The sequence below is a fragment of the Nonomuraea deserti genome (genome assembly GCF_004348685.1).
Classification (GTDB): Bacteria; Actinomycetota; Actinomycetes; order Streptosporangiales; family Streptosporangiaceae; genus Nonomuraea; species Nonomuraea deserti.
The window spans coordinates 1-19,094 of record NZ_SMKO01000045.1 but is presented as its reverse complement, the minus strand read 5'-3'; the positions used below and the strand labels follow the sequence as shown (position 1 = coordinate 19,094).

Genomic DNA, 19,094 nt, shown 5'->3' with positions numbered 1-19,094 from the left:
GAGCCTTCGATCGCATCGTCTCGGTGGATGACCCTGTCCGGATGGACATCTTCCGGTACCCCTTGATCGCTCGCCATGATGGTCGGATGGCGCGGACGTGGGAATTGTGGGGAACAGTCATTATTGCTGGTACGTTTGCGCTCCCCCTGGCCTTGCTAGCAATCTTGCTTCTCTCCCGGCACCGCGCCCGCGCCGGGCGTCCCGCGGCCCTGCGCACCTCGATCGCCGACGTCGGCATCGTGGTCGGGACCACGCCGTGGATCTGGATGATTCTCACCCCGTCCACCGGTCGGACAGGTGTCGGTCTCGTCCCGTTCACCGACCTCGCGGACCTGGCCGCGGCGCCGTGGGACGCGGTGTTGGTCCAGGTCGGGGGCAACCTGCTGGTGTTCGCGGCGCTCGGCGCGCTGCTGCCGGTGCGCAGCCGGGCGATGTCCTCGACCGTCCGTGTTGCGGCCGTCGCGGCGGCCTTTTCGGTCCTGGTCGAGGTGCTCCAGTACGCCCTGCGGCTGGGCCGTTTCTCGTCCGTGGACGACGTCATTCTCAACACGGCGGGCGCCGTGATCTTTGCCTTGGTTACTCGCCGCTGGTGGGCCGGTCGAATACCGGCCGTGACTGTTTCGCGGTAACGGTCCGCGAAAACATCGCGGAATTCACCACACGGGCACGATCCGCTCAAAAGAAGCTCGCGACCAACCTGTGTATCTGTGCGATCGTGGACAAGACGGGGCAAGTTCTCTGGAGACGCCACAACCTGGTTGGTGACAGAGGGTGATCAAACGTGTCTGAATCCCCGGTACCCCACGAGCCCCCTATCTATCGCCGCATCGCCGACGGCCTCCGCGCCCGGATCCTGTCCGGCGAACTGCGCGACGGGGACCGACTACCGGGCGAGAACGCGCTGATGGCCGAATACGCAATCGCACGGGCAACCGCCAGGCAAGCGCTTGCCGTACTGATCAATGAAGGGTTGGCAGTGCCCAAACGAGGTTCGGGGGTTTACGTGCGGCTGTTCAAACCGATACGCAGGCACGGCTCACGCCGCCTGTCACGCGAACAATGGGGTCAGGGACGGGCCATCTGGGACGCCGACGCGCGCGGCCGTCCCTTCGAGGTCGACCGGGTGGAGGTGGTGCTGGAGCGGGCGTCCGACGAGGTGGCGGGCGTCCTCGACAGCCGGGAGGTCTGGGTGCGCAGGCGGCGCTACTCCGTCGACGGCAGACCCGTGCAGCTGGCCACCTCCTTCTTCCCCGCCCACCTGGTGGAGGGCAGCGCGATCACCCTCCCCGACACCGGGCCCGGCGGGGCCTACGCCAGGCTGGGCGACCTGGGCGTGCCACCGGCCCACTTCACCGAGGAGGTGCGCGCCCGCATGCCGGCACCGCGCGAGAGCGCCCTGCTGGAGCTGCCCGGAGGCACACCCGTGATCGTGATCGCGCGCACCGCGTACACGTCGGGCGGGCTGCCCGTCGAGGTCAACGAGATGGTGCTGGACTCCGCCGCGTATGTACTCCAGTACGACTTCGACGCTTAGGTCAAGGCGACCTGTCAAGCGATAGGTTGACCTGACCGTCACGATCATAGAATTCTCTAGAGAGGTGGCTCATCTTCTAAAGAGATGGAACCTCGCCTGGGGGCCCGGGAAGGTGGACGGAGATGTCCTTTGATCGGCATCTTGCGGAAATAGCCCGGGAGTTCCCCCACTGGACCATCTGGCGGAGCGATGCGGGCCGCTGGTGGGCCACGAGACACCATCCGATCAGCGCGGCGCAGCGCGAGGCCGGATGCGCGATGACCATCGACGCGGACGACCCGGACGGCCTGCGCGACCAGCTCCGGGACCAGGAGTGAAGGGCCGGCGAGCAGCACTCGTGGCGGGCCGGCCCCGCACCTCCTTGACGCCGGCAGCGGCCGGCGACACACGAGCAGCCCGGTGCCGGGTCCAGCGTCTCGGCGGCCCCGGCACCGGGCCACCACGCATGGAGGGGCCACGAGCGCGGAAGCCTCCGACCCTATCGGGGGCGGGGGCTTCCGCTCCGCACCGTCGTCCTCCCGCCCCAGCGGGTAGAGGACCTACTTGTTCGCCTCGGAGAGGCGGATGACGTTGACCTCGGTGTCGTCGGAGACCTTGACCTTCCGGGTCTTGTCCGAATCGTCGTCGTCGACGATGACCCGCACGTCCTCCTGCGGCGCGGCGGGCGCGGACGTGGTGCCGGGCGACGGCGTCTCGCCCTTCGACGGCGCGGGCGTCTCGCCCTTCGACGGCACGGGCATCGCGCCAGGCGACGGGGCGGGCGGCGCGGACGGCACGACGGCGTCGGGGATCAGCGGCCCGGCGGCCGACTCGCTGCGCATGAGGTCGCCGAGCACGGTGCTGACCTCGGTCAGCCGCCGCACGACCTCGGTGTGCGTGTTGGTCAGATATTCGACCCGGCGGCCCGCCTGCTCGTCCAGCACGGCGGTGCGCTGCCTGGCCGACTCCAGCATCGACTCGGCCTCGTCGCGCGCGCTCGTCACCAGCTGCTCGGCCTTGGCGTTGGAGTTCTGCAGCAGCTTGTCCGACCGCGCCTGGGCCGCCGCGAGCACCCGCTCCGACTCGGCCTTCGCCTCCCTGATCGCCTCTTCGGCCTCGGTGCGGGCCGCCGTGAGCTGCTCCTCCGCGTCGGCGCCCGCCTGGGCCAGCATTCGCTCCGCCGACTGCGTCGCCTCGTTCACCCGGCGCTCGGCCTCCGCCTGGGCGGAGGAGAGGACCTTGTCGGCGGTCTCGCGGGACGTCGTCACCAGGCGCTCGGCCTCCGTCTTGGCCGCGTCTCGCACGCCGGCGGCCTCGGTCTCGGCGTCTTCGCGCTTCGCCGCGGCCTCCTCCTCGCCGAGCCGCAGGATCTGCGCAAGGCGAGGGCTGAGATCCTCATAGCTCTGCGGCGTCTCGACCATGCGCCGCCTGGCCTCTGCCAGCTCGATGCGGCCCTGCTCGGCCTGATCGATCGCTCGCGCCAGCCGCTCTTCAAGATCACGTATCTGGTTACGGACGCGGATCATGTAGTCGTGGACCTGACGGCGGTTGTAACCGCGCATCACGACTTCGAAGGTGTCCTCTTGCATCAGATCGGGGAGGCTCTCGTGCTGGTTTGTCATGGGGGTTACCTAAGGGTGGTTTGCGTGAGGCGGGGGGAAACTGCGGGTTGTGAGGGTCTGACGACGAGACGTCAGGAAACGACTTTCCTGCCATCTGCCCACGTCCGCAACCCGAACGCCATACCCGGAGCAGGAATTACGATGTGACGGATGTACATAGCAGCGTTGGACAACGGGGCAGCTCCGGACATTCATCCCGAGGCGTACATCGCGCCTGGTGCCGTGGTGGTCGGCAGCGTACGGGTGGGCCGGGCGTCCAGCATCTGGTACGGCTCCGTTCTCCGGGGGGACGACGAGCGGATCGAGATCGGCGAAAAGTGCAACGTACAGGATCTGTGCTGCCTGCACGCCGACCCGGGTGAGCCGGCGATCCTCGAAGACCGGGTGAGCCTGGGCCACAAGGCCATGGTTCACGGCGCCCACATCGAGTCGGACGCGCTGATCGGCATCGGCGCGATCGTGCTGGGCGGCGCCCGCGTCGGGGCGGGCACCCTGGTGGCCGCGGGAGCGCTCGTCGGGCCCGGCAAGAAGATCCCGTCGGGCGTGCTGGTCGCCGGCGTGCCCGGGAAGATCGTGCGCGAGCTCACCGACGGCGACCGCGACTCCTTCGCCCGCACGCCGGACAACTACGTGGCCAAGGCGCTCAGGCACCGGCGGGCGTCATCGCTTTGATCAGCACCTCGTCCGTCACCGAGGCGTTGTTGAGCGGGTCGGCGTAGTCGGGCAGCTCCGGCCGCAGAAAACGCACATAGTCGATGGTCAGCTTGAGGTCGGGCTGGCCCGTGATCTGCTTGGCGTTGCCCTTGTCGGCGTCCTTCTTCAGCGTGCTGTAGCTGTCCCAGTCGGTGTAGCCGGTGATGCCCCACTGCAGCACGTCGGGGAGGGTGGACGGCCAGCGCTGCCCCACCTTCCACTTGCCCTTCTCCTCCTTGTAGAGCGCGACGAAGACGCGACCCACCCGGGCGAGCACGAGCTCCACCCAGCCGTCCTTGACGGCCAGCTCCTGCGGCTTGGAGCTGCCGTCCTTGGTGTACTTCACCTCGACCTGGCCGGGCTTCTCGATGGTGCCGGTGGTGATCGAGACCCAGTTGGGCTTGGCGTACGAGCCGGGCTGGCGGGCCATCAGGCCGCCGAGCGAGAACTTCCGCTTCGGCTGGTCGTCCTCCTTGCCCTCGACCTTGACCCGGGCGTGCATGACGATGTCGCCGGCCAGCTCCTGATAGAGGAAGGGGCCGCGGAAGCCGTCGAACCAGGCCGAGGTCTTGGGCTCCATGTAGAGGGCGCCCTTCGCGGTCTTGTCGACGTCGAGCTTGGCGATCCGGTCGATGTCCTTCTCGGTCTCGCTCAGCTTGGTCCACATCGACAGGTCGGCGGCGTCGTCGAACTCCGTCGTCGCCTCGCCCACCTCACCGCCCTTCGCCGGCGGCGTGGCGTTCTCCAGTGTGAGCACGCCGGGCCCGGTCGGCGACGGTGGCGCCGCCGTGCCCGAGCCGCAGCCGGAGAGCACGCTTACGACCGCCAGCACGCCCGCTACCTTCGCCCTCATAGTGGAACATTCTGCCGTGAAAAGCCAATGGATGATCCGAGTACGGCAAGTACGATGACGGCCGTGCGACCTTGGGATGTGTTCACCTCCGCGGAGGCGGAGATCCGCGCCATGGTCGCAGACCCGCGCTGGCAGGCCCTGCCGCCGCCCGACCGCGCCCACGTCCTGGCCGCCAGGATCCTCGTGACCCCCGACGGCGACAGGTGGCTCTTCGGCGCCCACGCCCGCTGGCACCTGCACGATCCCGCCGACGGCCGCTGGCGCCTGGCGCCGCCGCCGCGGGGCGCGCGGGCGCGCCAGGTGCACCATACCGCGGCGGTGCTGCCCGACGAGGTGATCCCTCGGGGCTCCGACTTCCACGCCGAGCCGGGCTCGACCCAGGCGTTCATCGGCCCCGACGTGGCCGAGAGCCTCACGGAACGGGTGAGAGTGCTGCTGCGGGCCTGCGGGCGCAAGTCGGAGCTCGACTACCCGCTGACGGCCTTCGGCGAGATCTTCGCCTCCGACGTGCCGAGCACCGTCGCGGCCGTCTGGGGCACGATCATGTGGTGCGCGTACGCGCCGGCGTTCGACGGCAACGAGCGGCTGATCACGGTGTTCGGCGAATATCTGTGCCGTCCGCTGCCCGGTGACGAGTGGGTGCGCTGGCTGCCCGCGCCGCCGCTGCTCGACCTCGCCGCGCTCGTGGCCGAGCGGCTGCGGGCGGGAAAGCCGAGGGCGGCGCTCAGGCTGGCGGCCGTGATGGCCGACACGGCCCAGATCCTGCTCTCCGACACCCGGTTCAGGCCCAGGGCGCTCGCCCTGCTCACGATGGTCGAGCCCATGCTGCGCCACCCCGGCATCGACGACGCCCACGTGGACGAAGAGACCCTGCGCCTGGCGTGGCTGCGGCGCTGCCCGGCGCGGCTGTGCCGGGCGACGTTCGTGGAGAACGACCCGGCGGCGCACTTCTCGCACTCGGTCTACGACCTCGTGGACGCGCTGCGGTTCACGCCCGAGCCGCCGATGGCCGCGGCCGTGCTCCTCGCCGACCTGTCCGACTCCAAGGGCGTGCTGCCCGCGCTGCTGGACCACCGGCTCAGGAGGGCGTACGAGGCGCTGGAGCAGGCCGGGCTCACCGGCACCTCGGCCATGGAGTCGACCGAGCCCGACGGCTTCCCCGTGCAGGAGCGGCCTGGCGGGGTGTCGACCGCGCCCGCACCGGTGCTGGAGATCGCGCCGCCCGACCGCGGGAGCACGGCGGCGGTGCTCGGCGCCGCGTACGCCACCGGGCTGGCGTGGGGCAGGCTGACGGGGGCCAAGATGCCGGAGCGAGGGCTGGCGGGGCAGGCGGCACTCGTGCGTAAGATCATTCACGAACGCGACGATCGTCACACAGGTCACACTTAAAGCACTAATACCGATATTTCACCCTAACTCCGCCTATATCGTTCTAACACTTGAGCGATCAGGAAATTCGCTGAATTGTGATCTCTGCTTGGGGAAATGATCCTCCTGGGGGCCCGCGACGCGGAAAGGAATGACCCCGATGGGCCATGTCGCCTGAAGGGTCTTCGCCGTAACCTCGAAGAGGGTGTGGGCTGCGGAAGGAAAGGACGACGCGGTGGGGCACAACGACCTGGACTCTCGGGTCCACGACCGTGTCGCGTTGGACGAGATTGCGCTCTACGCCGAGGTGCTCACCGCCGTGGCAGTCAGTGAACGGCGGCTGACCTTGGACGAACTCGACGACGCGCTCGGATTGCGGACTTCAGCGAGTCACTAGTAGAGATCAGTAAATTTCTGGCCCCGGGAACCGGGTTCCTGCTCAATGAGCCGGGGACGAAGGTTTCCGGGGTTTCACATAACTAGTCATCCCGCCGCCCCGTCTCCTACGTACGGACGATGTCTCATTACGTACGGACTAGCCTTCGTCCGTCCCCCTACGAACGGACCAGGCGGGCGATCGCCGCCGAGGCCTCCTTCACCTTCGCCTCGGCCTCAGGGCCACCGTTGTTGATCGCGTCGGCCACGCAGTGCGAGATGTGCTCCTCCAGCAGCCCCAGCGCCACCGCCTGCAGCGCCCGCGTGGCCGCGGAGACCTGGGTGAGCACGTCGATGCAGTAGGCATCGTCGTCCACCATGCGCTGCAGGCCCCGGATCTGCCCCTCGATCCGCCTGAGTCGCGTCAGATAAGCCTGCTTGTCTCCGCTGTACCCATGCATGCTTCTAAGGTACCCGTAACCCGTATCAGCGGGCCGTGCCGGAAGGCCTCACCGGAGGCCGGCGATCAGTTTCTCCCACTGGTCGGCGACTTCGTCGCCCGCATGGCGCACGGCGGTGTCGAGCGCCCCCGCGGCGAGGGAGCGCCGCCTGCGCTCGTCGTCGATCAGCGCCAGCAGCGCCACCGCGAACGGCTGCGGGTCGGCCTCGACGTCGGGCACCAGCACCCCGTTGTAGCCCGTCGCCACGAATTCCTTCGCCCCTCTGGCCCCTTCGAGCGCCACCACGGGCACCCCGCAGCCCATGGCCTCCAGCACCGTCATACCGAGGTCATCGCCCCGCGAGGCGCTGGCCACGATCGACGCCTTGGCGAACTCGCCGGCCAGATCGGGCGTCGTGCCCATGAAGTAGACGTGGTTGTGCAGGCCGAGCTCGCTGACGAGCGAGCGCAGCCGCCGTTCCTCGGGGCCGCCGCCGTAGAGCCGCAGCGCCCAGTCGGGCCGCTTGTCCACGATGACGGCGAACGCCCTGATCAGCCGGTCGTACGCCTTGACCGCCACCAGGCGCCCGCCGGCCGCGACGATCCTGTTGTCCATCCGCGAGCGCGGCCACGGCCCCGCGGGCAGCGCGTCCAGCAGGGCGTGCACAGGCGGCCCCCCGGCGAGGAGCTTGCCCCATTCCTCCTGGGCGGAGTCCGTGGCCGTCACGACGGCGTTCAGGCGCGGGTAGAAGCGTTTGACGGGACCCGGCACGGCCGGCCGGCCCCACTCCCTGGCGATCTTGAGGAGCTCGCGCGGCGCGTGCCTGGCCGCCTGGACGCTGAGCCCCGGCCTGGTGGTGATCAGGACGTCGGTCTTGAGATTGCGCAGCACCCGCCAGAGCGCCACCTCGGTGCGCACCTGCCCGCGCGGCAGCAGGTGCCTGACCCCCGGCCTGGCGTCGACCACGCTGCGCATGGACACGCCGGGGCCGACGGGGAAGAACGGTTTGTCCTTGTGCCGCCTGACGCTGATCACCTCGACGTCGTGGCGCTCGGCGAGGGCGGTGGCGAGGTTGAGCGTGGCGCGCACGTCGCCGCGCATGCCGTAGGCGGACGTGAGGACCAGGCTGACCTTCATCCGCCCACCTCGATGCGCAGCTCGTCGTCGGAGGTGTAGCAGGGTCTTATCGGTACGCCGTCGACCGTGGCCGACGGATAGTGCAGCCGGCGTCGTTTGCCGTCGACGTCGTCGAGCCGCGCACCCAGCTTCATCGGCGTGGCCACACCCTCCACCTGGAGCGCCGGCTCCCAGGTGCCGGAGCCCGCCGAGCCGGCGGGGGCCGCGTCCTCCTCGGGGTCGGCCGCCAGGACGTCGACGAGCGAGACGGCAGCGTGGAAGCGCACGCCCTGCACGGTGGCCGTGGCCGACACCCGGGCGCTCGTGTGCCGGCGATCGAGGGTCAGCACGGCCTCGTGGCGGCAGTCGTCATCGTCCAACCCGGTGTAGGCCAGCAGGCCCATCACCTCGAAGCGGCCCTCCCTGAACCAGATGGCCCGCACCTCGGCCACGGGCTCCGCTTCGGAGATCTTCAGCGCCAGGTAGCCGTTGCGGGTGCGGTAGGAGCGGTAGGCGAGCGTGCGCCTGCACAGCGCGTACGCGTCGAGGTGGTCGAGCGAGAATCCGGGATCGACGCTGCGGAGCCTGACCCGCTTGCCGTCGCGGCGCAGGTAGGCGTCCCATCGTCCGGCGCTGAGCTCCAGCGGCGCGAGCGAGACCGCGAGCGTGGCCTCGCGTGCCCGCGCGCCCGGCGTGCCGAGCAGCACGTCGCGTTCGTCCCCCGTGGTGCGGTGCCTCAACACCAGTTCGGTGCCGTCTTTCAGTGGTTCGTCGATGGCGAGCCGGAGGGAGAGAACGTCGGCCAGAGTGACTTCGGCGTCCGTCACCACGACGCCCATCACGAGCCCCCTCCCCGTCGAATAGAGCCATGCGACGTTGAGGTTACCGTGATTTTCCCGTTATGTGGATGCCAGATGTGCTGTTCCTCACCCCTATTGACGTGCGAAACTCCTCCACAAGGGCTGTGGAGGAGTCCGACTTGGGGTGGTCAGGAAGCGCCCTTGACCGATTTGATCAACAGCTGTGCCACGTCCACGACTTCGAGCGACTCCTTGGCTTCACCACTGTTCTTCTTCTCGCTGATGGCGTCGCCGAGCATCACCATGCAGAACGGGCAGGCGGTCGAGACGGTGTCGGGATCGGTGGTCAGAGCCTCATCGACGCGCTCGGTGTTGATGCGCTTGCCGATGCGCTCCTCCATCCACATGCGGGCGCCGCCGGCGCCGCAGCAGAAGCCGCGGTCCTTGTGGCGGTGCATCTCCTGGGTCTTGACGCCCGGCACCTTCGCCATGATGTCGCGGGGCTGGGAATAGACCTTGTTGTGGCGGCCGAGGAAGCAGGGGTCGTGATAGGTGATCTTCTCCTCGATCGGCGTGACCGGGGTGAGCAGGCCCTCGTCCACCAGCTTCGCCAGCAGCTGCGTGTGGTGCACGACCTCGTACGTGCCGCCCAGTTGCGGATATTCGTTGGCCAGGGTGTTGAAGCAGTGGGGACAGGTCGCCACGATCTTCTTCACGCCTGCGTCGTTGAGCGTCTCGATGTTCTGCTGAGCGAGCATGTTGAACAGATATTCCATGCCGAGACGCCGGGCCGGGTCGCCGGTGCACGCCTCCATCGGGCCGAGCACCGCGAACTTGACGCCCGCGATGTGCAGGAGCTCCGCCACGGCCCTGGTGGTCTTCTTGGCCCGGTCTTCGAGCGCGCCCGCGCAGCCCACCCAGAACAGATATTCGGCGTCGGCGGGCATCTTGTCCTCGACCACCTCGACCTCGAAGTCGAGCTCTTCGATCCAGTCGGCCCGCTTCATCTCGGACATGCCCCACGGGTTGCCCTTGTTCTCCAGGTTCTTCACCATCACTCCCGCCTCGGACGGGAACGACGACTCCACCATCACCTGGTAGCGGCGCATGTCGAGGATGTGGTCGATGTGCTCGATGTCCACGGGGCACTGCTCGACGCAGGCGCCGCAGTTGGTGCACGACCAGAGCACGTCGGGGTGGATCACGCCATCCTCGCCCACCAGCGGCTTCTCCAGCAGCGCGAGCACGTCGGTGTCCTTGTGCTGCTCGGCCTCCGCCGCCATCAGGTAGGGGGCCACCGCGAAGGCGTGGTCGCGCTGGTCGAGGATCAGCATCTTCGGCGACAGCGGCTTGTCGGTGTTCCAGGCCGGGCACTGCGACTGGCAGCGGCCGCACTCCGTGCAGGAGTAGAAGTCGAGGAAACCCTTCCACGTGGTGTCGCCGATCTTGCCGCGGCCGAGCCGCTCGGGGTCGAGGTCCTCGTCCTCGAAGTCGACCGGCTTGCCGTCGACGCGCATCTCGACCGCCGCGCCCATGCCGTCGGGGCGGCGGGAGAAGAGCACGTTGAGCGGCGCCGTGAAGATGTGCAGGTGCTTGGAGTTCACCACGATGACCAGGAACACCAGCATGAAGCCGATGTGCAGGAGCAGCGCGATCTCCTCCAGCAGCGTGCTCTCCGGCAGCACGTCGCCGAGTGCGAGCGAGACGAACGCCCCCGAGGAGTAGGGGAAGTTGCCGTTCGCGGCGGCCGCGCCGCGGGCCAGGAAGAGCGTCCAGATGATGTTGAAGATCATGAACAGGACGAGCCACGCGCCGCCGAGGTGGGAGCCGGAGAAGCGGGAGTCGCGGCCGAGCGCCTTGGGAGAGTTCCTGACCCTGATGACCGCGAAGGCGACCAGTCCGAGCAGGCAGGCCACCGCGATGAAGTCCTGCACGAAGCCGAGCACGCCCCAGGTGCCGATGAGCGGGATGTGGAAGTCGGGCGTGCCGGTGATCGCCCCCTGGATGATCGCGCCGTACGCCTCGATGTAGACGGTCAACAGGATGAAGAACGCCCACATGACGAAGAAGTGCGCGACGCCCGACGCGGTCCACTTGAGCAGCTTCTTCTGCCCGAACACCTCGACGACCTGCGCCTTGACCTCGTCGGCCACGTGTGTCCTGGCGTACTCGACGCGCTCGGGCGCAGGTGGCCCCACGGTCGCGAGCTTGTACAGGAACAGCACCCGGCGGCCGGCGACGGCCACCGCCAGGACGGTCATGACAAGCCCGATGATGGCTACCCAGAGCACGGGGTCCTCCCACAGACGACGTTGGCTGTCAGCGTACGGTCACCCGCTTCACAGCTCTCCACTGCGATCCTACCCGCGGGTAACATTGCCGGGGTACGCGACATACCCTAAGGTCACCGCCGTCGACAGAACAATGCTCTATTCTGTGAAGTACCTCTGGATCGTCGGCGCGAGCAGCTCCACGAGCTCGTCATGACCGGCGCTTGCCAGCGGCTCCAGCTTGATCACGTAGCGCCCCATGATCACGCCGAACATCTGGGCGAACGCCGCCTCGATCCGCAGGTGCGGCACCCGCAGCCGGTCGGCCACCTGGAAGAGCAGCGCGTTCGAGATGAACTCACGGAACATCACGACCGCACGCTCGTTGGTCATGGCCGAGCGGATGAGCGCCACCATCGGCTCGCGGGTCTCCGGCTTGGCGGTGACCTCGAGGATCATCCGGACGAGCCGCTCACCGAGCTCCTCGCGCGGGCCGGCGACCAGCACGGGGACGACGATCTCCGGCGTGATCGGCAACTGCATGGCCGCCGCGAACATGCCCTCCTTGGTGTCGAAATAGTGGTGCACCAGCGCGGGGTCGACCTTCGCCTCCCTGGCGATGCCGCGCACGGTCGCCTTGTCGAACCCCTTCTCCGCGAACACCTTCCTCGCCGCCGCCAGGATCTCGCCCCGCGTGTCGGCCGAGCCCGGCCTGCGTCCGGGACGGCGCCTGGCCGTCGACTCCTCCGGCGCCTTGCCTCGCGTCACCGGCCCACCGCCAGGTAGACCCGCATCGGCACGGACAGCACACCCTCGGGGAACACCTCGCGCAACTCGGCCCGCTGCCTCTCGACCAGCTCGTCGGCCCGCCGCGGCGACAGCGCCGCCATGTAGGAGTGGGAGCGCAGGCCGAGCAGGAAGTCCTCGATGCCGACCAGCCTCGTCCACGGGATCCACCGCTCCTCGATCACCTCGAAGGCCGAGACGATGGGCGGCGCCGACCACCGCTCGACCGCCGGGCCCCAATAGGCGGGCACCTCCTCCGCCAGCCGGGCTTCGTACGCGGCCAGCCACTCGGCCTGCGCGGCGTGCGCGAAGTTCCAGCAGCCCGCGATCGTGCCCCCGGGCCGCAGCACCCGCCTCGCCTCGGCGATCGACGCCACCGGGTCGAGCCAGTGCCACGACTGGGCGAACGTGACCAGGTCGGCCACACCGTCGGCCAGCGGCAGCGTGTTGCCGTCGGCCAGCAGGGCCGTGACAGGCGCGCCCTCCTCGCCGCTCGTCCGCGACACCAGCCTGGCCAGCATCTCGGCGCCCGGGTCGATCGCGACGACCTGCGCGCCGCGCGCCCTGAGCGCCCGCGTCATGATGCCGGTGCCCGCGCCCACGTCGACCGTGGTGGCGCCGTCGAGATCCTGGCCGGACACCTCGACGAGCGCGCGGTAGAGCTCGTCGGGGTAGCCGGGCCTGCCCGCGTCGTACGCGTCGGCCACCCGGTCGAACACCCTGCCCAGATCCTTGATCGGCCCGGTGTTCACGTGGAGGCCGCCAGGTGCAGCCGGGCGAAGGCCAGCGCCTCGGCGAGATCGTCGATGCGCTCGGTGCGGCTGGCCGCCTTGCGGGTGTTGATCTCCAGCACGACCAGCCCCGAGTAGCCGTTGCCCGCCAGGCGCTCGAGGATCTGCGCGCACGGCTGGTTGCCCCTGCCCGGCACCAGGTGCTCGTCCTTGTTGGTCATTCCGACGCCGTCGGCCAGGTGCAGGTGGGCGAGCCGGTCGCCGAGCTTGGCGGCCATCTCCATGGCGTCGGAGCCCGACACGGCCGTGTGCGACAGGTCGAGCGTGACCTGAGGGAAGGCGTAGTCGATCGGATTCCAGTCGGGAGAGTAGGGGACCACGTCGTTGCCCCTGGCGCGCAACGGGAACATGTTCTCCACCGCGAAGGTGACGTCGGTCTCCTCGCGCATCCTGGCCAGGCCGTTCTCGAAGTCGCGCGCGTAGTCGCGCTGCCATCGGAACGGCGGATGGACCACGACCGTCGAGGCGCCCAGGCGTTCCGCCGCCTTCTGCGCCTTGACCAGCTTGGCCCAGGGGTCGCGCCCCCACACCCGCTGCGTGACCAGCAGGCAGGGGGCGTGGATGGCCAGGACGGGCACCTCGTAGTGCTCGGAGAGCCGCTCGATCACGTCGATGTCCTGGCTCACGGGGTCGGCGCCCACCATGACCTCTACGCCGTCGTAACCCAGGCGCGCGGCCAGCTCGAACGCGTCTGGAGTGCGTTCCGGATATACCGAAGCAGTGGACAATGCGATCTTCGCATTGGGCACGCGGATGACATCAGCCACGTTGCCAGCCTAAGCCGGTCACGCCGATCTGGCGCGTGCACCTAGCGTTGGACCATGCCACGGATAGCGAAAGGCGCGATCCCGAGCCCGAACATCTGGAACGCGCCGCAGGTCTACGAGTTGGAGAACCGCGCCGTCGACCCCGAAGGCGCGGCCGACGCGGCGATGCGCGAACTGCGCCCATGGGACGGCGCCACCGTGCTCGACATCGGCTGCGGCACCGGCTACCACCTGCCGGTCCTGGCCGCGTCGGCGTCCGGCGTCATCGGCGTCGAGCCCCATGGAGACCTGGCCGCACTGGCCCGCCGCCGCTGCGCCGGCCTGCCCAACGTGACCGTGCACGCCGCCGCCGCCCAGGACCTGCCGCTGCCCGACGCGAGCGTCGACGTGGCGATGGCGCGCTGGGCGTACTTCTTCGGCCCCGGCTGCGAGCCCGGGCTGCGCGAGCTGTCCCGGGTGGTACGCCGCGGCGGCGCGGCCTTCGTGCTCGACCTCGACGCGACCCGGGGATCGTTCGGCCGCTGGTTCTCGCACACCGTACCCACCTACTCGCCCCGCGACGTCGAGGCGTTCTGGGACCGGCACGGCTGGCAACGGCGGCCGCTCGACCTCAGGATGGCCTTCGAGCGGCGGGCGGACCTGGAGGCGGTGCTGCGCATCGAGTTCGCGCCCGGCGTGGCCGAGCGGGCCATCGCCGAGACCCCGGGCCTGGAGATCCCCTATCCGAACGTGCTGCGCTGGCGCCACTTCTAGGACCGAGCGGCAGGAGGCGGTACGCCGGGGAGTCCCTGACGGCCGCGCTTCCGGGCACTTCACCGCGTCCAAGGCCTCAGCCCTGAGCGAGCTGCACGAACCGGTCCGATCCGGTGGAAACAACCAGGAAACCGGTCGAGGTCTAGTCATGGTCGCCACAGGCGAGGGGCTTCGTGAGCCTGATGCGGAGACCCTCCGGCTCAGCGCGTGAACGTAGAAGGGACCTCCCGTGAACCGTGCGAGAAAGGCCGGCCTGGCCGGCCTGGCATGCGTGGTGCTGGCCCTCGGCACCCCGGCACCCGCCACCGCGGCCGACGCAGACAAGCCCGAGCTGGGAGACGTGCAGAAGGCCCTCTCTGAATTGGCCAGGAGCCCCGAGGTCCTGGGCACGATCGGAGCGCTCTACGTCGACGGCAAGAAGATCGACACGGGAACGGCCGGCACCCGCCTGCTCAACGACAAAGGCGGCAGGATTCCGGCAGGTGCCCGCTTCAGGGCCGGATCCCAGACCAAGCCCATGATCCAGATCGTCATCATGCAACTGGTCGGGGAGGGCAGGCTGGCCCTGGACGACAAGCTCGGCGACCTGCTGCCCGTCGTGGCCGAAAAGGACCTGGTGGACCGGGCCGATGAAATCACCGTGGAGCAGATGATCCATCACACCTCCGGCATCCCCAACTATTTCCAGCCGGGGGTGCTCGACCCATTCGACTTCACCACGAACTACTCTCCGCTGGAGATCATCGAGTTGACCCGGACGATGTCCCGCACCGGAGAGCCGGGGCAGAGCTACTCCTACTCCAACACCAACTACTTCCTCCTCGGACTGATCGTCGAGGAACTAATGGAGCGTGGCTTGGCCGCCGAACTCGAGCGGCGCATATTCGGCCCCGTCGGCATGGAGCGCACCTACCTGCCGGTCGAGTTTCCCGGGCGCGTCAAGGGCCCGCACGGGCATGGCTACCACCCCGGCGAGCAGGGCGAGCCGGTCGACGTCGACCGGCTCAACTCGAGTTACCTCTGGGCCGCCGGAGGCGTCATCTCCACCACGGACGACCTGAGCTCCTTCGCTCGGGCACGTGCGGGCGAAGCGCTTCTGTCGAAAAGGCTGAAAGAGGCGCTGAACGCCGGCCGGCCGCCCCGCGACCCCGACCAGCCGGCCCCCGAGCCGCCCGTGTGCGAGCGCGAGGACGGATACGGTGTCATGACGGGCGGTTCGTTCGGCTTCAGATCCATGACCTACAGCTCGCGCGACGGCCGCGTGCAGTTCGCCCTGTCGAACACGCTCAGCGCCGACCACGGCGATCCCGCGATCGACCCGCTGATCAAAAAGGCGGCCGAAGCCGTCCTGTGCCCCGCCGGGTAGCCCGGTGCAGGTGCCGGGCCTGGAGATCCCCTGCCCGAACGTCCTGCGCCGGCGCCGCCTCCAGGGCTTGACCTTGACGTCGGTGTCAATGTTTACCGTAGTGGTATGCGCATCGGAGAGCTGGCGGAACGAACTGGAGTGAGCCCGCGCTCGCTCCGCTACTACGAGCAGCACGGCCTGCTCAGCGCCCGTCGCGCGGCCAACGGCTACCGCGAATACGGCGAGGAGGACGTCAGGCTGGTAGCCGAGATCAGGGCACTGCTCAGCGTGGGCTTCACGCTGGAGGACACCCGGCCGTTCCTCGACTGCCTGCGTCGCGGGCACAGCTCCGGCGGCTCGTGCGCCGAGTCGGTCGAGGTCTACGAGCGCAAGCTCAAGGAGATCGACGAGGAGATCCGCGCCCTGCTCGCCCGCCGTGCCGAGGTGGCCGCCCAGCTCGCGCAGTCCTGCCCGGGTTGCTTCGTAAGGGGATGAAGATGATCACATTGACCACTGACAACTACGAGGAGCAGGTGCTCGAGAACGACAAGCCGGTCCTGGTGGAGTTCTGGGCCGATTGGTGCGGACCGTGCCGGATGCTGGGCCCCGTGCTGGAGCAGATCGAGGCCGAGCACGGGCTGACGATCGGCAAGCTCGACACCGACGCGCACCCCGAGATCATGGCCCGTTACGGCGTGATGGCGGTGCCGACGATGCTGTTGTTCGAGAACGGCGAGCCGGTCAAGCAGATCGTGGGCGCCAAGCCGAAGCGCATGCTGGTCGCGGAGCTGGGCCTGGCGTAACCGTCCGGCGTCCTGAACCCCCGGGACGCCGCGGGACGCCGCAGGACGCCGCAGGACGCGGCGGGACGCGGATTGTCGGCCCCTGCCGCTAGCCTGCTCCGCATGGCCAAGACTGCCTCGAAACCCGGATACCGCTGTGCCGAGTGCGGCTGGCGCACCACGAAGTGGGTCGGCCGGTGCGGCGAATGCCAGGCGTGGGGCACGGTCGACGAAGAGGGCGCCCGCGGCGCCAGCGTCGTCCAGGCCGGCGCCACCACCGCGCCCGCCCTGCCGATCGGCCAGGTCAGGGCCGAGGTGGCGGCGGCCCGCACGACCGGCGTCGCCGAGCTCGACCGGGTGCTCGGCGGCGGCCTCGTGCCGGGCGCGGTCGTGCTGCTGGCCGGTGAGCCGGGCATCGGCAAGTCCACGCTCCTGCTGGAGGCCGCGGCCCGCATCGCCGAGCGCGAGACGGTCCTCTACGTGACGGGCGAGGAGTCGGCCGCCCAGGTGCGCCTGCGCGCCGACCGCATCGGCGCCATCCAGGATCGCCTCTACCTCGCGGCGGAGACGGAGCTGTCGGCTCTGGTCGCCCACGTGGAGAAGGTCCAGCCCACCATGCTGGTGGTCGACTCGGTGCAGACCGTGGGCTCCGCGCAGGCCACCGGCGTGCCCGGCGGGGTCACGCAGGTCCGCGAGGTGGCGGCCAATCTCGTGCGCCTGGCCAAGGAGCGCAACATGGCCACGGTGCTCGTCGGCCACGTCACCAAGGAGGGCTCGATCGCCGGTCCGCGCACGCTGGAGCACCTGGTCGACGTCGTGCTCAACTTCGAGGGCGACCGCCACTCCAGGCTCCGCATGGTGCGCGCGATCAAAAACCGGTTCGGCCCCACCGACGAGGTCGGCTGCTTCGACCTGCACGAGCGGGGCATCGAGGGCATCACCGACCCGAGCGGCCTGTTCGTCTCCAGGCGCAGCGAGCCGGTGCCCGGCACCTGCGTCACCGTCACGGTCGAGGGCACCCGCCCGCTCCCCGCCGAGGTGCAGGCCCTGGTCGCCCGCACCGACGCCCAGCAGCCCAGGCGCACGTCGTCGGGGCTCGACACCTACCGCGTGCAGATGATCCTCGCCGTGCTCGAGCGCCGGCTCAACGCCCGCCTGGGCGGCTGCGACGTGTTCACGGCCACCGTGGGGGGCATCAAGCTGGCCGATCCCGCCGTCGACCTGTCGATCATGCTCGCCGTCGCCAGCGCCGCGGGAGACAAGCCGCTGCCGGCCGGCCTCGTGGCGCTCGGCGAGGTGGGCCTGGCGGGCGAGCTGCGTCCGGTCAAAGACGTCCGCAGGCGGCTGTCCGAGGCGGCCAGGATGGGTTTCAAGCGCGCCCTCGTGCCCGCCGGATCCCTCGAAGAGGGCGGCCGCCGGCGTAACGGGCAGCGTGCTCTGGTGCCCGTGGGGCCGGTGGCGTTCGCACCCGGTTTCGAGGTCGTCCAGGCGGAGAACGTCTGGGACGCACTCACACACGTCACATAGCGCGGCTAAGCTGGGCGTGACCGATCGACACGGGGGTCAGGTGGATAGGAGTCTTGACGACCGTCGTCGCGAAGCCCTGGCAGCTGTGGCCCCAGGCACTCCGCTGCGCGACGGCTTGGAGCGGATCCTGCGCGGGCAGACCGGCGGGCTGATCGTGCTCGGCTACAACCGGGTCGTCGAAGAGGTCTGCAGCGGCGGGTTCGAGCTCGACGTCGACTTCTCGGCCACCAGGCTGCGCGAGCTGGCCAAGATGGACGGCGCCATCGTCGTCAGCGACCAGAAGATCGTGCGTGCCGCCGTCCACCTCGTGCCCGACCCCGCCATCCCCACCGACGAGTCCGGCACCCGCCACCGCACCGCCCAGCGCGTCGCCCGGCAGACCGGCCTGCCCATCATCGCCATCAGCAAGTCGATGCGGATCATCGCCCTCTACCTCGACGGCATCCGCTACGTCCTGGAGGAGTCGGCGGCCATCCTGTCCAAGGCCAACCAGGCCCTGGCCACCCTCGAACGTTACAAACACCGCCTCGACGAGGTCTCCGGCACCCTGTCGGCCCTGGAGATCGAAGATTTGGTCACGGTCCGCGACGTCGCCGCCGTCGCCCAGCGACTCGAGATGGTCCGGCGCATCTCCGACGAGATCAAGGGCTACGTCGTCGAGCTGGGCACCGACGGCCGGCTGCTGTCCCTGCAGCTCGACGAGCTCGTGGCCGGGGTCGACTCCGAGCGGGAGCTGGTCATCCGCGACTATCTGCCGGCGCCCGCCGGCCGCCGCCAGCGCCGCCTGATCGAGGCCCTGCACGACCTCGACAAGCTGTCGGGCAACGAGCTGCTCGACCTCGCGGTGGTCGCCCAGGTGCTCGGCCACAACGGCACCGACATGCTCGAGACCCCGGTGAGCCCGCGGGGTTTCCGCCTGCTCGCCAAGGTGCCCCGCCTGCCGGCCACCGTGGTCGACCGCCTGGTCAACCACTTCGGCGGGTTGCAGAAGCTCCTGGCCGCCAGCATCGACGACCTGCAGGCGGTGGGCGGCGTCGGGGAGTCGAGGGCGCGCAGCGTACGCGAGGGCCTGTCCCGCCTCGCCGAGTCCTCCATCCTCGAACGCTACGTCTGACGGTCAGCCAGGCGGGCGTGGGCCGGACAGGCCCGGCGGCGCATGCTCCTAGTACTCCAGTGACACATCGCGATCATGGTTGGGATCTGCGCTGGTAGTGGCAGTGTCGGGCGGTTGCCTGATGGCGGCGGCGCCAGTCTGACCAGCGCAGAATGTCCGTGATCGTGTGGGTCGTGGTC

The 19,094-nt window shown here is 69.3% G+C and carries 21 protein-coding genes; 12 read left to right on the top strand and 9 right to left on the bottom strand.

Features of this window, described 5'->3' with window-relative positions:
- The first annotated feature begins 41 nt into the window (after nucleotides 1–41).
- The 3 genes from E1292_RS18790 to E1292_RS18780 all read left to right on the top strand — a co-directional run bounded on the left by E1292_RS18790 (nucleotide 42) and on the right by E1292_RS18780 (nucleotide 1,851).
- Nucleotides 42–629, top strand: coding sequence for a VanZ family protein (locus E1292_RS18790; protein WP_220446923.1), 588 nt, complete (start codon nucleotides 42–44; stop codon nucleotides 627–629).
- A 152-nt stretch (nucleotides 630–781) separates the two neighbouring features.
- Nucleotides 782–1,534, top strand: a complete 753-nt coding sequence (locus tag E1292_RS18785) for a GntR family transcriptional regulator (protein ID WP_132596516.1) — start codon at nucleotides 782–784, stop codon at nucleotides 1,532–1,534.
- A gap of 122 nt (nucleotides 1,535–1,656) precedes the next feature.
- Nucleotides 1,657–1,851: a hypothetical protein gene (locus E1292_RS18780; protein ID WP_132596515.1), complete on the top strand. Its 195-nt coding sequence runs from the start codon at nucleotides 1,657–1,659 to the stop codon at nucleotides 1,849–1,851.
- Between the two features lie 222 nt (nucleotides 1,852–2,073).
- Here the strand turns inward: E1292_RS18780 and E1292_RS18775 are convergent, their stop codons facing one another.
- Nucleotides 2,074–3,135 carry a coiled-coil domain-containing protein gene (locus E1292_RS18775; RefSeq protein WP_132596514.1) on the bottom strand — a complete coding sequence of 354 codons (1,062 nt, stop codon included), beginning with the start codon at nucleotides 3,133–3,135 and terminating at the stop codon, nucleotides 2,074–2,076.
- 150 nt (nucleotides 3,136–3,285) lie between these two features.
- Between E1292_RS18775 and E1292_RS18770 the strand changes: the two genes are divergently transcribed.
- Nucleotides 3,286–3,807: a gamma carbonic anhydrase family protein gene (locus E1292_RS18770; RefSeq protein ID WP_132596513.1), complete on the top strand. Its 522-nt coding sequence runs from the start codon at nucleotides 3,286–3,288 to the stop codon at nucleotides 3,805–3,807.
- Here the strand turns inward: E1292_RS18770 and E1292_RS18765 are convergent.
- Complete coding sequence (locus E1292_RS18765) at nucleotides 3,779–4,681, bottom strand: DUF1349 domain-containing protein (RefSeq protein ID WP_132596512.1); 903 nt, start codon at nucleotides 4,679–4,681, stop codon at nucleotides 3,779–3,781. The genes E1292_RS18770 and E1292_RS18765 overlap by 29 nt on opposite strands.
- A gap of 54 nt (nucleotides 4,682–4,735) precedes the next feature.
- Here E1292_RS18765 and E1292_RS18760 point away from each other — a divergent pair, with 54 nt between their 5' ends.
- Both E1292_RS18760 and E1292_RS51190 read left to right on the top strand, forming a co-directional pair.
- Nucleotides 4,736–6,070, top strand: coding sequence for a hypothetical protein (locus tag E1292_RS18760; RefSeq protein ID WP_132596511.1), 1,335 nt, complete (start codon nucleotides 4,736–4,738; stop codon nucleotides 6,068–6,070).
- 214 nt (nucleotides 6,071–6,284) lie between these two features.
- On the top strand, nucleotides 6,285–6,446 hold the full coding sequence (locus E1292_RS51190; RefSeq protein ID WP_165959714.1) for a hypothetical protein: 162 nt from the start codon (nucleotides 6,285–6,287) through the stop codon (nucleotides 6,444–6,446).
- Between the two features lie 157 nt (nucleotides 6,447–6,603).
- On the opposite strand, the gene E1292_RS18755 is transcribed toward E1292_RS51190, so the two are convergent.
- The 7 genes from E1292_RS18755 to E1292_RS18725 all read right to left on the bottom strand — a co-directional run bounded on the left by E1292_RS18755 (nucleotide 6,604) and on the right by E1292_RS18725 (nucleotide 13,394).
- Nucleotides 6,604–6,885 carry a metal-sensitive transcriptional regulator gene (locus E1292_RS18755; protein WP_132334374.1) on the bottom strand — a complete coding sequence of 94 codons (282 nt, stop codon included), beginning with the start codon at nucleotides 6,883–6,885 and terminating at the stop codon, nucleotides 6,604–6,606.
- 48 nt (nucleotides 6,886–6,933) lie between these two features.
- On the bottom strand, nucleotides 6,934–8,001 hold the full coding sequence (locus E1292_RS18750; RefSeq protein ID WP_132596510.1) for a glycosyltransferase: 1,068 nt from the start codon (nucleotides 7,999–8,001) through the stop codon (nucleotides 6,934–6,936).
- Nucleotides 7,998–8,819, bottom strand: a complete 822-nt coding sequence (locus E1292_RS18745; protein WP_132596541.1) for a hypothetical protein — start codon at nucleotides 8,817–8,819, stop codon at nucleotides 7,998–8,000. The genes E1292_RS18750 and E1292_RS18745 overlap by 4 nt, the downstream gene beginning before the upstream one ends.
- A 149-nt stretch (nucleotides 8,820–8,968) precedes the next feature.
- Nucleotides 8,969–11,071 carry a (Fe-S)-binding protein gene (locus E1292_RS18740; protein ID WP_132596509.1) on the bottom strand — a complete coding sequence of 701 codons (2,103 nt, stop codon included), beginning with the start codon at nucleotides 11,069–11,071 and terminating at the stop codon, nucleotides 8,969–8,971.
- A 138-nt stretch (nucleotides 11,072–11,209) separates the two neighbouring features.
- The gene (locus E1292_RS18735; protein ID WP_132596508.1) at nucleotides 11,210–11,818 is read right to left on the bottom strand and encodes a TetR/AcrR family transcriptional regulator; all 609 of its coding nucleotides are present in this window, start codon (nucleotides 11,816–11,818) and stop codon (nucleotides 11,210–11,212) included.
- The gene (locus E1292_RS18730) at nucleotides 11,815–12,588 is read right to left on the bottom strand and encodes a class I SAM-dependent methyltransferase (protein ID WP_246090187.1); all 774 of its coding nucleotides are present in this window, start codon (nucleotides 12,586–12,588) and stop codon (nucleotides 11,815–11,817) included. Before E1292_RS18730 ends, E1292_RS18735 begins: the two co-directional genes overlap by 4 nt.
- The gene (locus E1292_RS18725) at nucleotides 12,585–13,394 is read right to left on the bottom strand and encodes a sugar phosphate isomerase/epimerase family protein (protein ID WP_132596507.1); all 810 of its coding nucleotides are present in this window, start codon (nucleotides 13,392–13,394) and stop codon (nucleotides 12,585–12,587) included. Before E1292_RS18725 ends, E1292_RS18730 begins: the two co-directional genes overlap by 4 nt.
- Before the next feature lie 54 nt (nucleotides 13,395–13,448).
- Here E1292_RS18725 and E1292_RS18720 point away from each other — a divergent pair, with 54 nt between their 5' ends.
- From E1292_RS18720 to disA, 6 genes are all read left to right on the top strand, one after another.
- Complete coding sequence (locus tag E1292_RS18720; protein ID WP_132596506.1) at nucleotides 13,449–14,147, top strand: class I SAM-dependent methyltransferase; 699 nt, start codon at nucleotides 13,449–13,451, stop codon at nucleotides 14,145–14,147.
- Nucleotides 14,148–14,376: 229 nt separating this feature from the next.
- Nucleotides 14,377–15,513, top strand: a complete 1,137-nt coding sequence (locus E1292_RS18715) for a serine hydrolase domain-containing protein (protein ID WP_132596505.1) — start codon at nucleotides 14,377–14,379, stop codon at nucleotides 15,511–15,513.
- A 105-nt stretch (nucleotides 15,514–15,618) separates the two neighbouring features.
- Nucleotides 15,619–15,987: a MerR family transcriptional regulator gene (locus E1292_RS18710; protein WP_132596504.1), complete on the top strand. Its 369-nt coding sequence runs from the start codon at nucleotides 15,619–15,621 to the stop codon at nucleotides 15,985–15,987.
- A 2-nt stretch (nucleotides 15,988–15,989) separates the two neighbouring features.
- Complete coding sequence (gene trxA, locus E1292_RS18705; RefSeq protein WP_220446922.1) at nucleotides 15,990–16,295, top strand: thioredoxin; 306 nt, start codon at nucleotides 15,990–15,992, stop codon at nucleotides 16,293–16,295.
- A 102-nt stretch (nucleotides 16,296–16,397) separates the two neighbouring features.
- Nucleotides 16,398–17,801 (top strand): DNA repair protein RadA, encoded by a 1,404-nt coding sequence (gene radA / locus E1292_RS18700; RefSeq protein ID WP_132596502.1) that lies wholly within the window; start codon nucleotides 16,398–16,400, stop codon nucleotides 17,799–17,801.
- 16 nt (nucleotides 17,802–17,817) lie between these two features.
- A complete protein-coding gene (gene disA, locus E1292_RS18695) occupies nucleotides 17,818–18,915 on the top strand; it encodes a DNA integrity scanning diadenylate cyclase DisA (RefSeq protein WP_342775673.1) in 1,098 nt (365 codons plus the stop codon).
- The last annotated feature ends 179 nt before the right edge of the window (nucleotides 18,916–19,094 follow it).

Bases quoted from the DNA above. Each gene is read 5' to 3' on its own strand.
- trxA (WP_220446922.1), top strand. From the start codon at position 15,990: ATGATCACATTGACCACTGACAACTACGAGGAGCAGGTGCTCGAGAAC.
- E1292_RS18720 (WP_132596506.1), top strand. From the start codon at position 13,449: ATGCCACGGATAGCGAAAGGCGCGATCCCGAGCCCGAACATCTGGAAC.
- E1292_RS18765 (WP_132596512.1), bottom strand. From the start codon at position 4,681: ATGAGGGCGAAGGTAGCGGGCGTGCTGGCGGTCGTAAGCGTGCTCTCC.
- E1292_RS18770 (WP_132596513.1), top strand. From the start codon at position 3,286: ATGTACATAGCAGCGTTGGACAACGGGGCAGCTCCGGACATTCATCCC.
- radA (WP_132596502.1), top strand. From the start codon at position 16,398: ATGGCCAAGACTGCCTCGAAACCCGGATACCGCTGTGCCGAGTGCGGC.
- E1292_RS18745 (WP_132596541.1), bottom strand. From the start codon at position 8,819: ATGGGCGTCGTGGTGACGGACGCCGAAGTCACTCTGGCCGACGTTCTC.
- E1292_RS18750 (WP_132596510.1), bottom strand. From the start codon at position 8,001: ATGAAGGTCAGCCTGGTCCTCACGTCCGCCTACGGCATGCGCGGCGAC.
- E1292_RS18790 (WP_220446923.1), top strand. From the start codon at position 42: ATGGACATCTTCCGGTACCCCTTGATCGCTCGCCATGATGGTCGGATG.
- E1292_RS18760 (WP_132596511.1), top strand. From the start codon at position 4,736: ATGACGGCCGTGCGACCTTGGGATGTGTTCACCTCCGCGGAGGCGGAG.
- E1292_RS18775 (WP_132596514.1), bottom strand. From the start codon at position 3,135: ATGACAAACCAGCACGAGAGCCTCCCCGATCTGATGCAAGAGGACACC.
- E1292_RS18780 (WP_132596515.1), top strand. From the start codon at position 1,657: ATGTCCTTTGATCGGCATCTTGCGGAAATAGCCCGGGAGTTCCCCCAC.
- E1292_RS18710 (WP_132596504.1), top strand. From the start codon at position 15,619: ATGCGCATCGGAGAGCTGGCGGAACGAACTGGAGTGAGCCCGCGCTCG.
- E1292_RS18755 (WP_132334374.1), bottom strand. From the start codon at position 6,885: ATGCATGGGTACAGCGGAGACAAGCAGGCTTATCTGACGCGACTCAGG.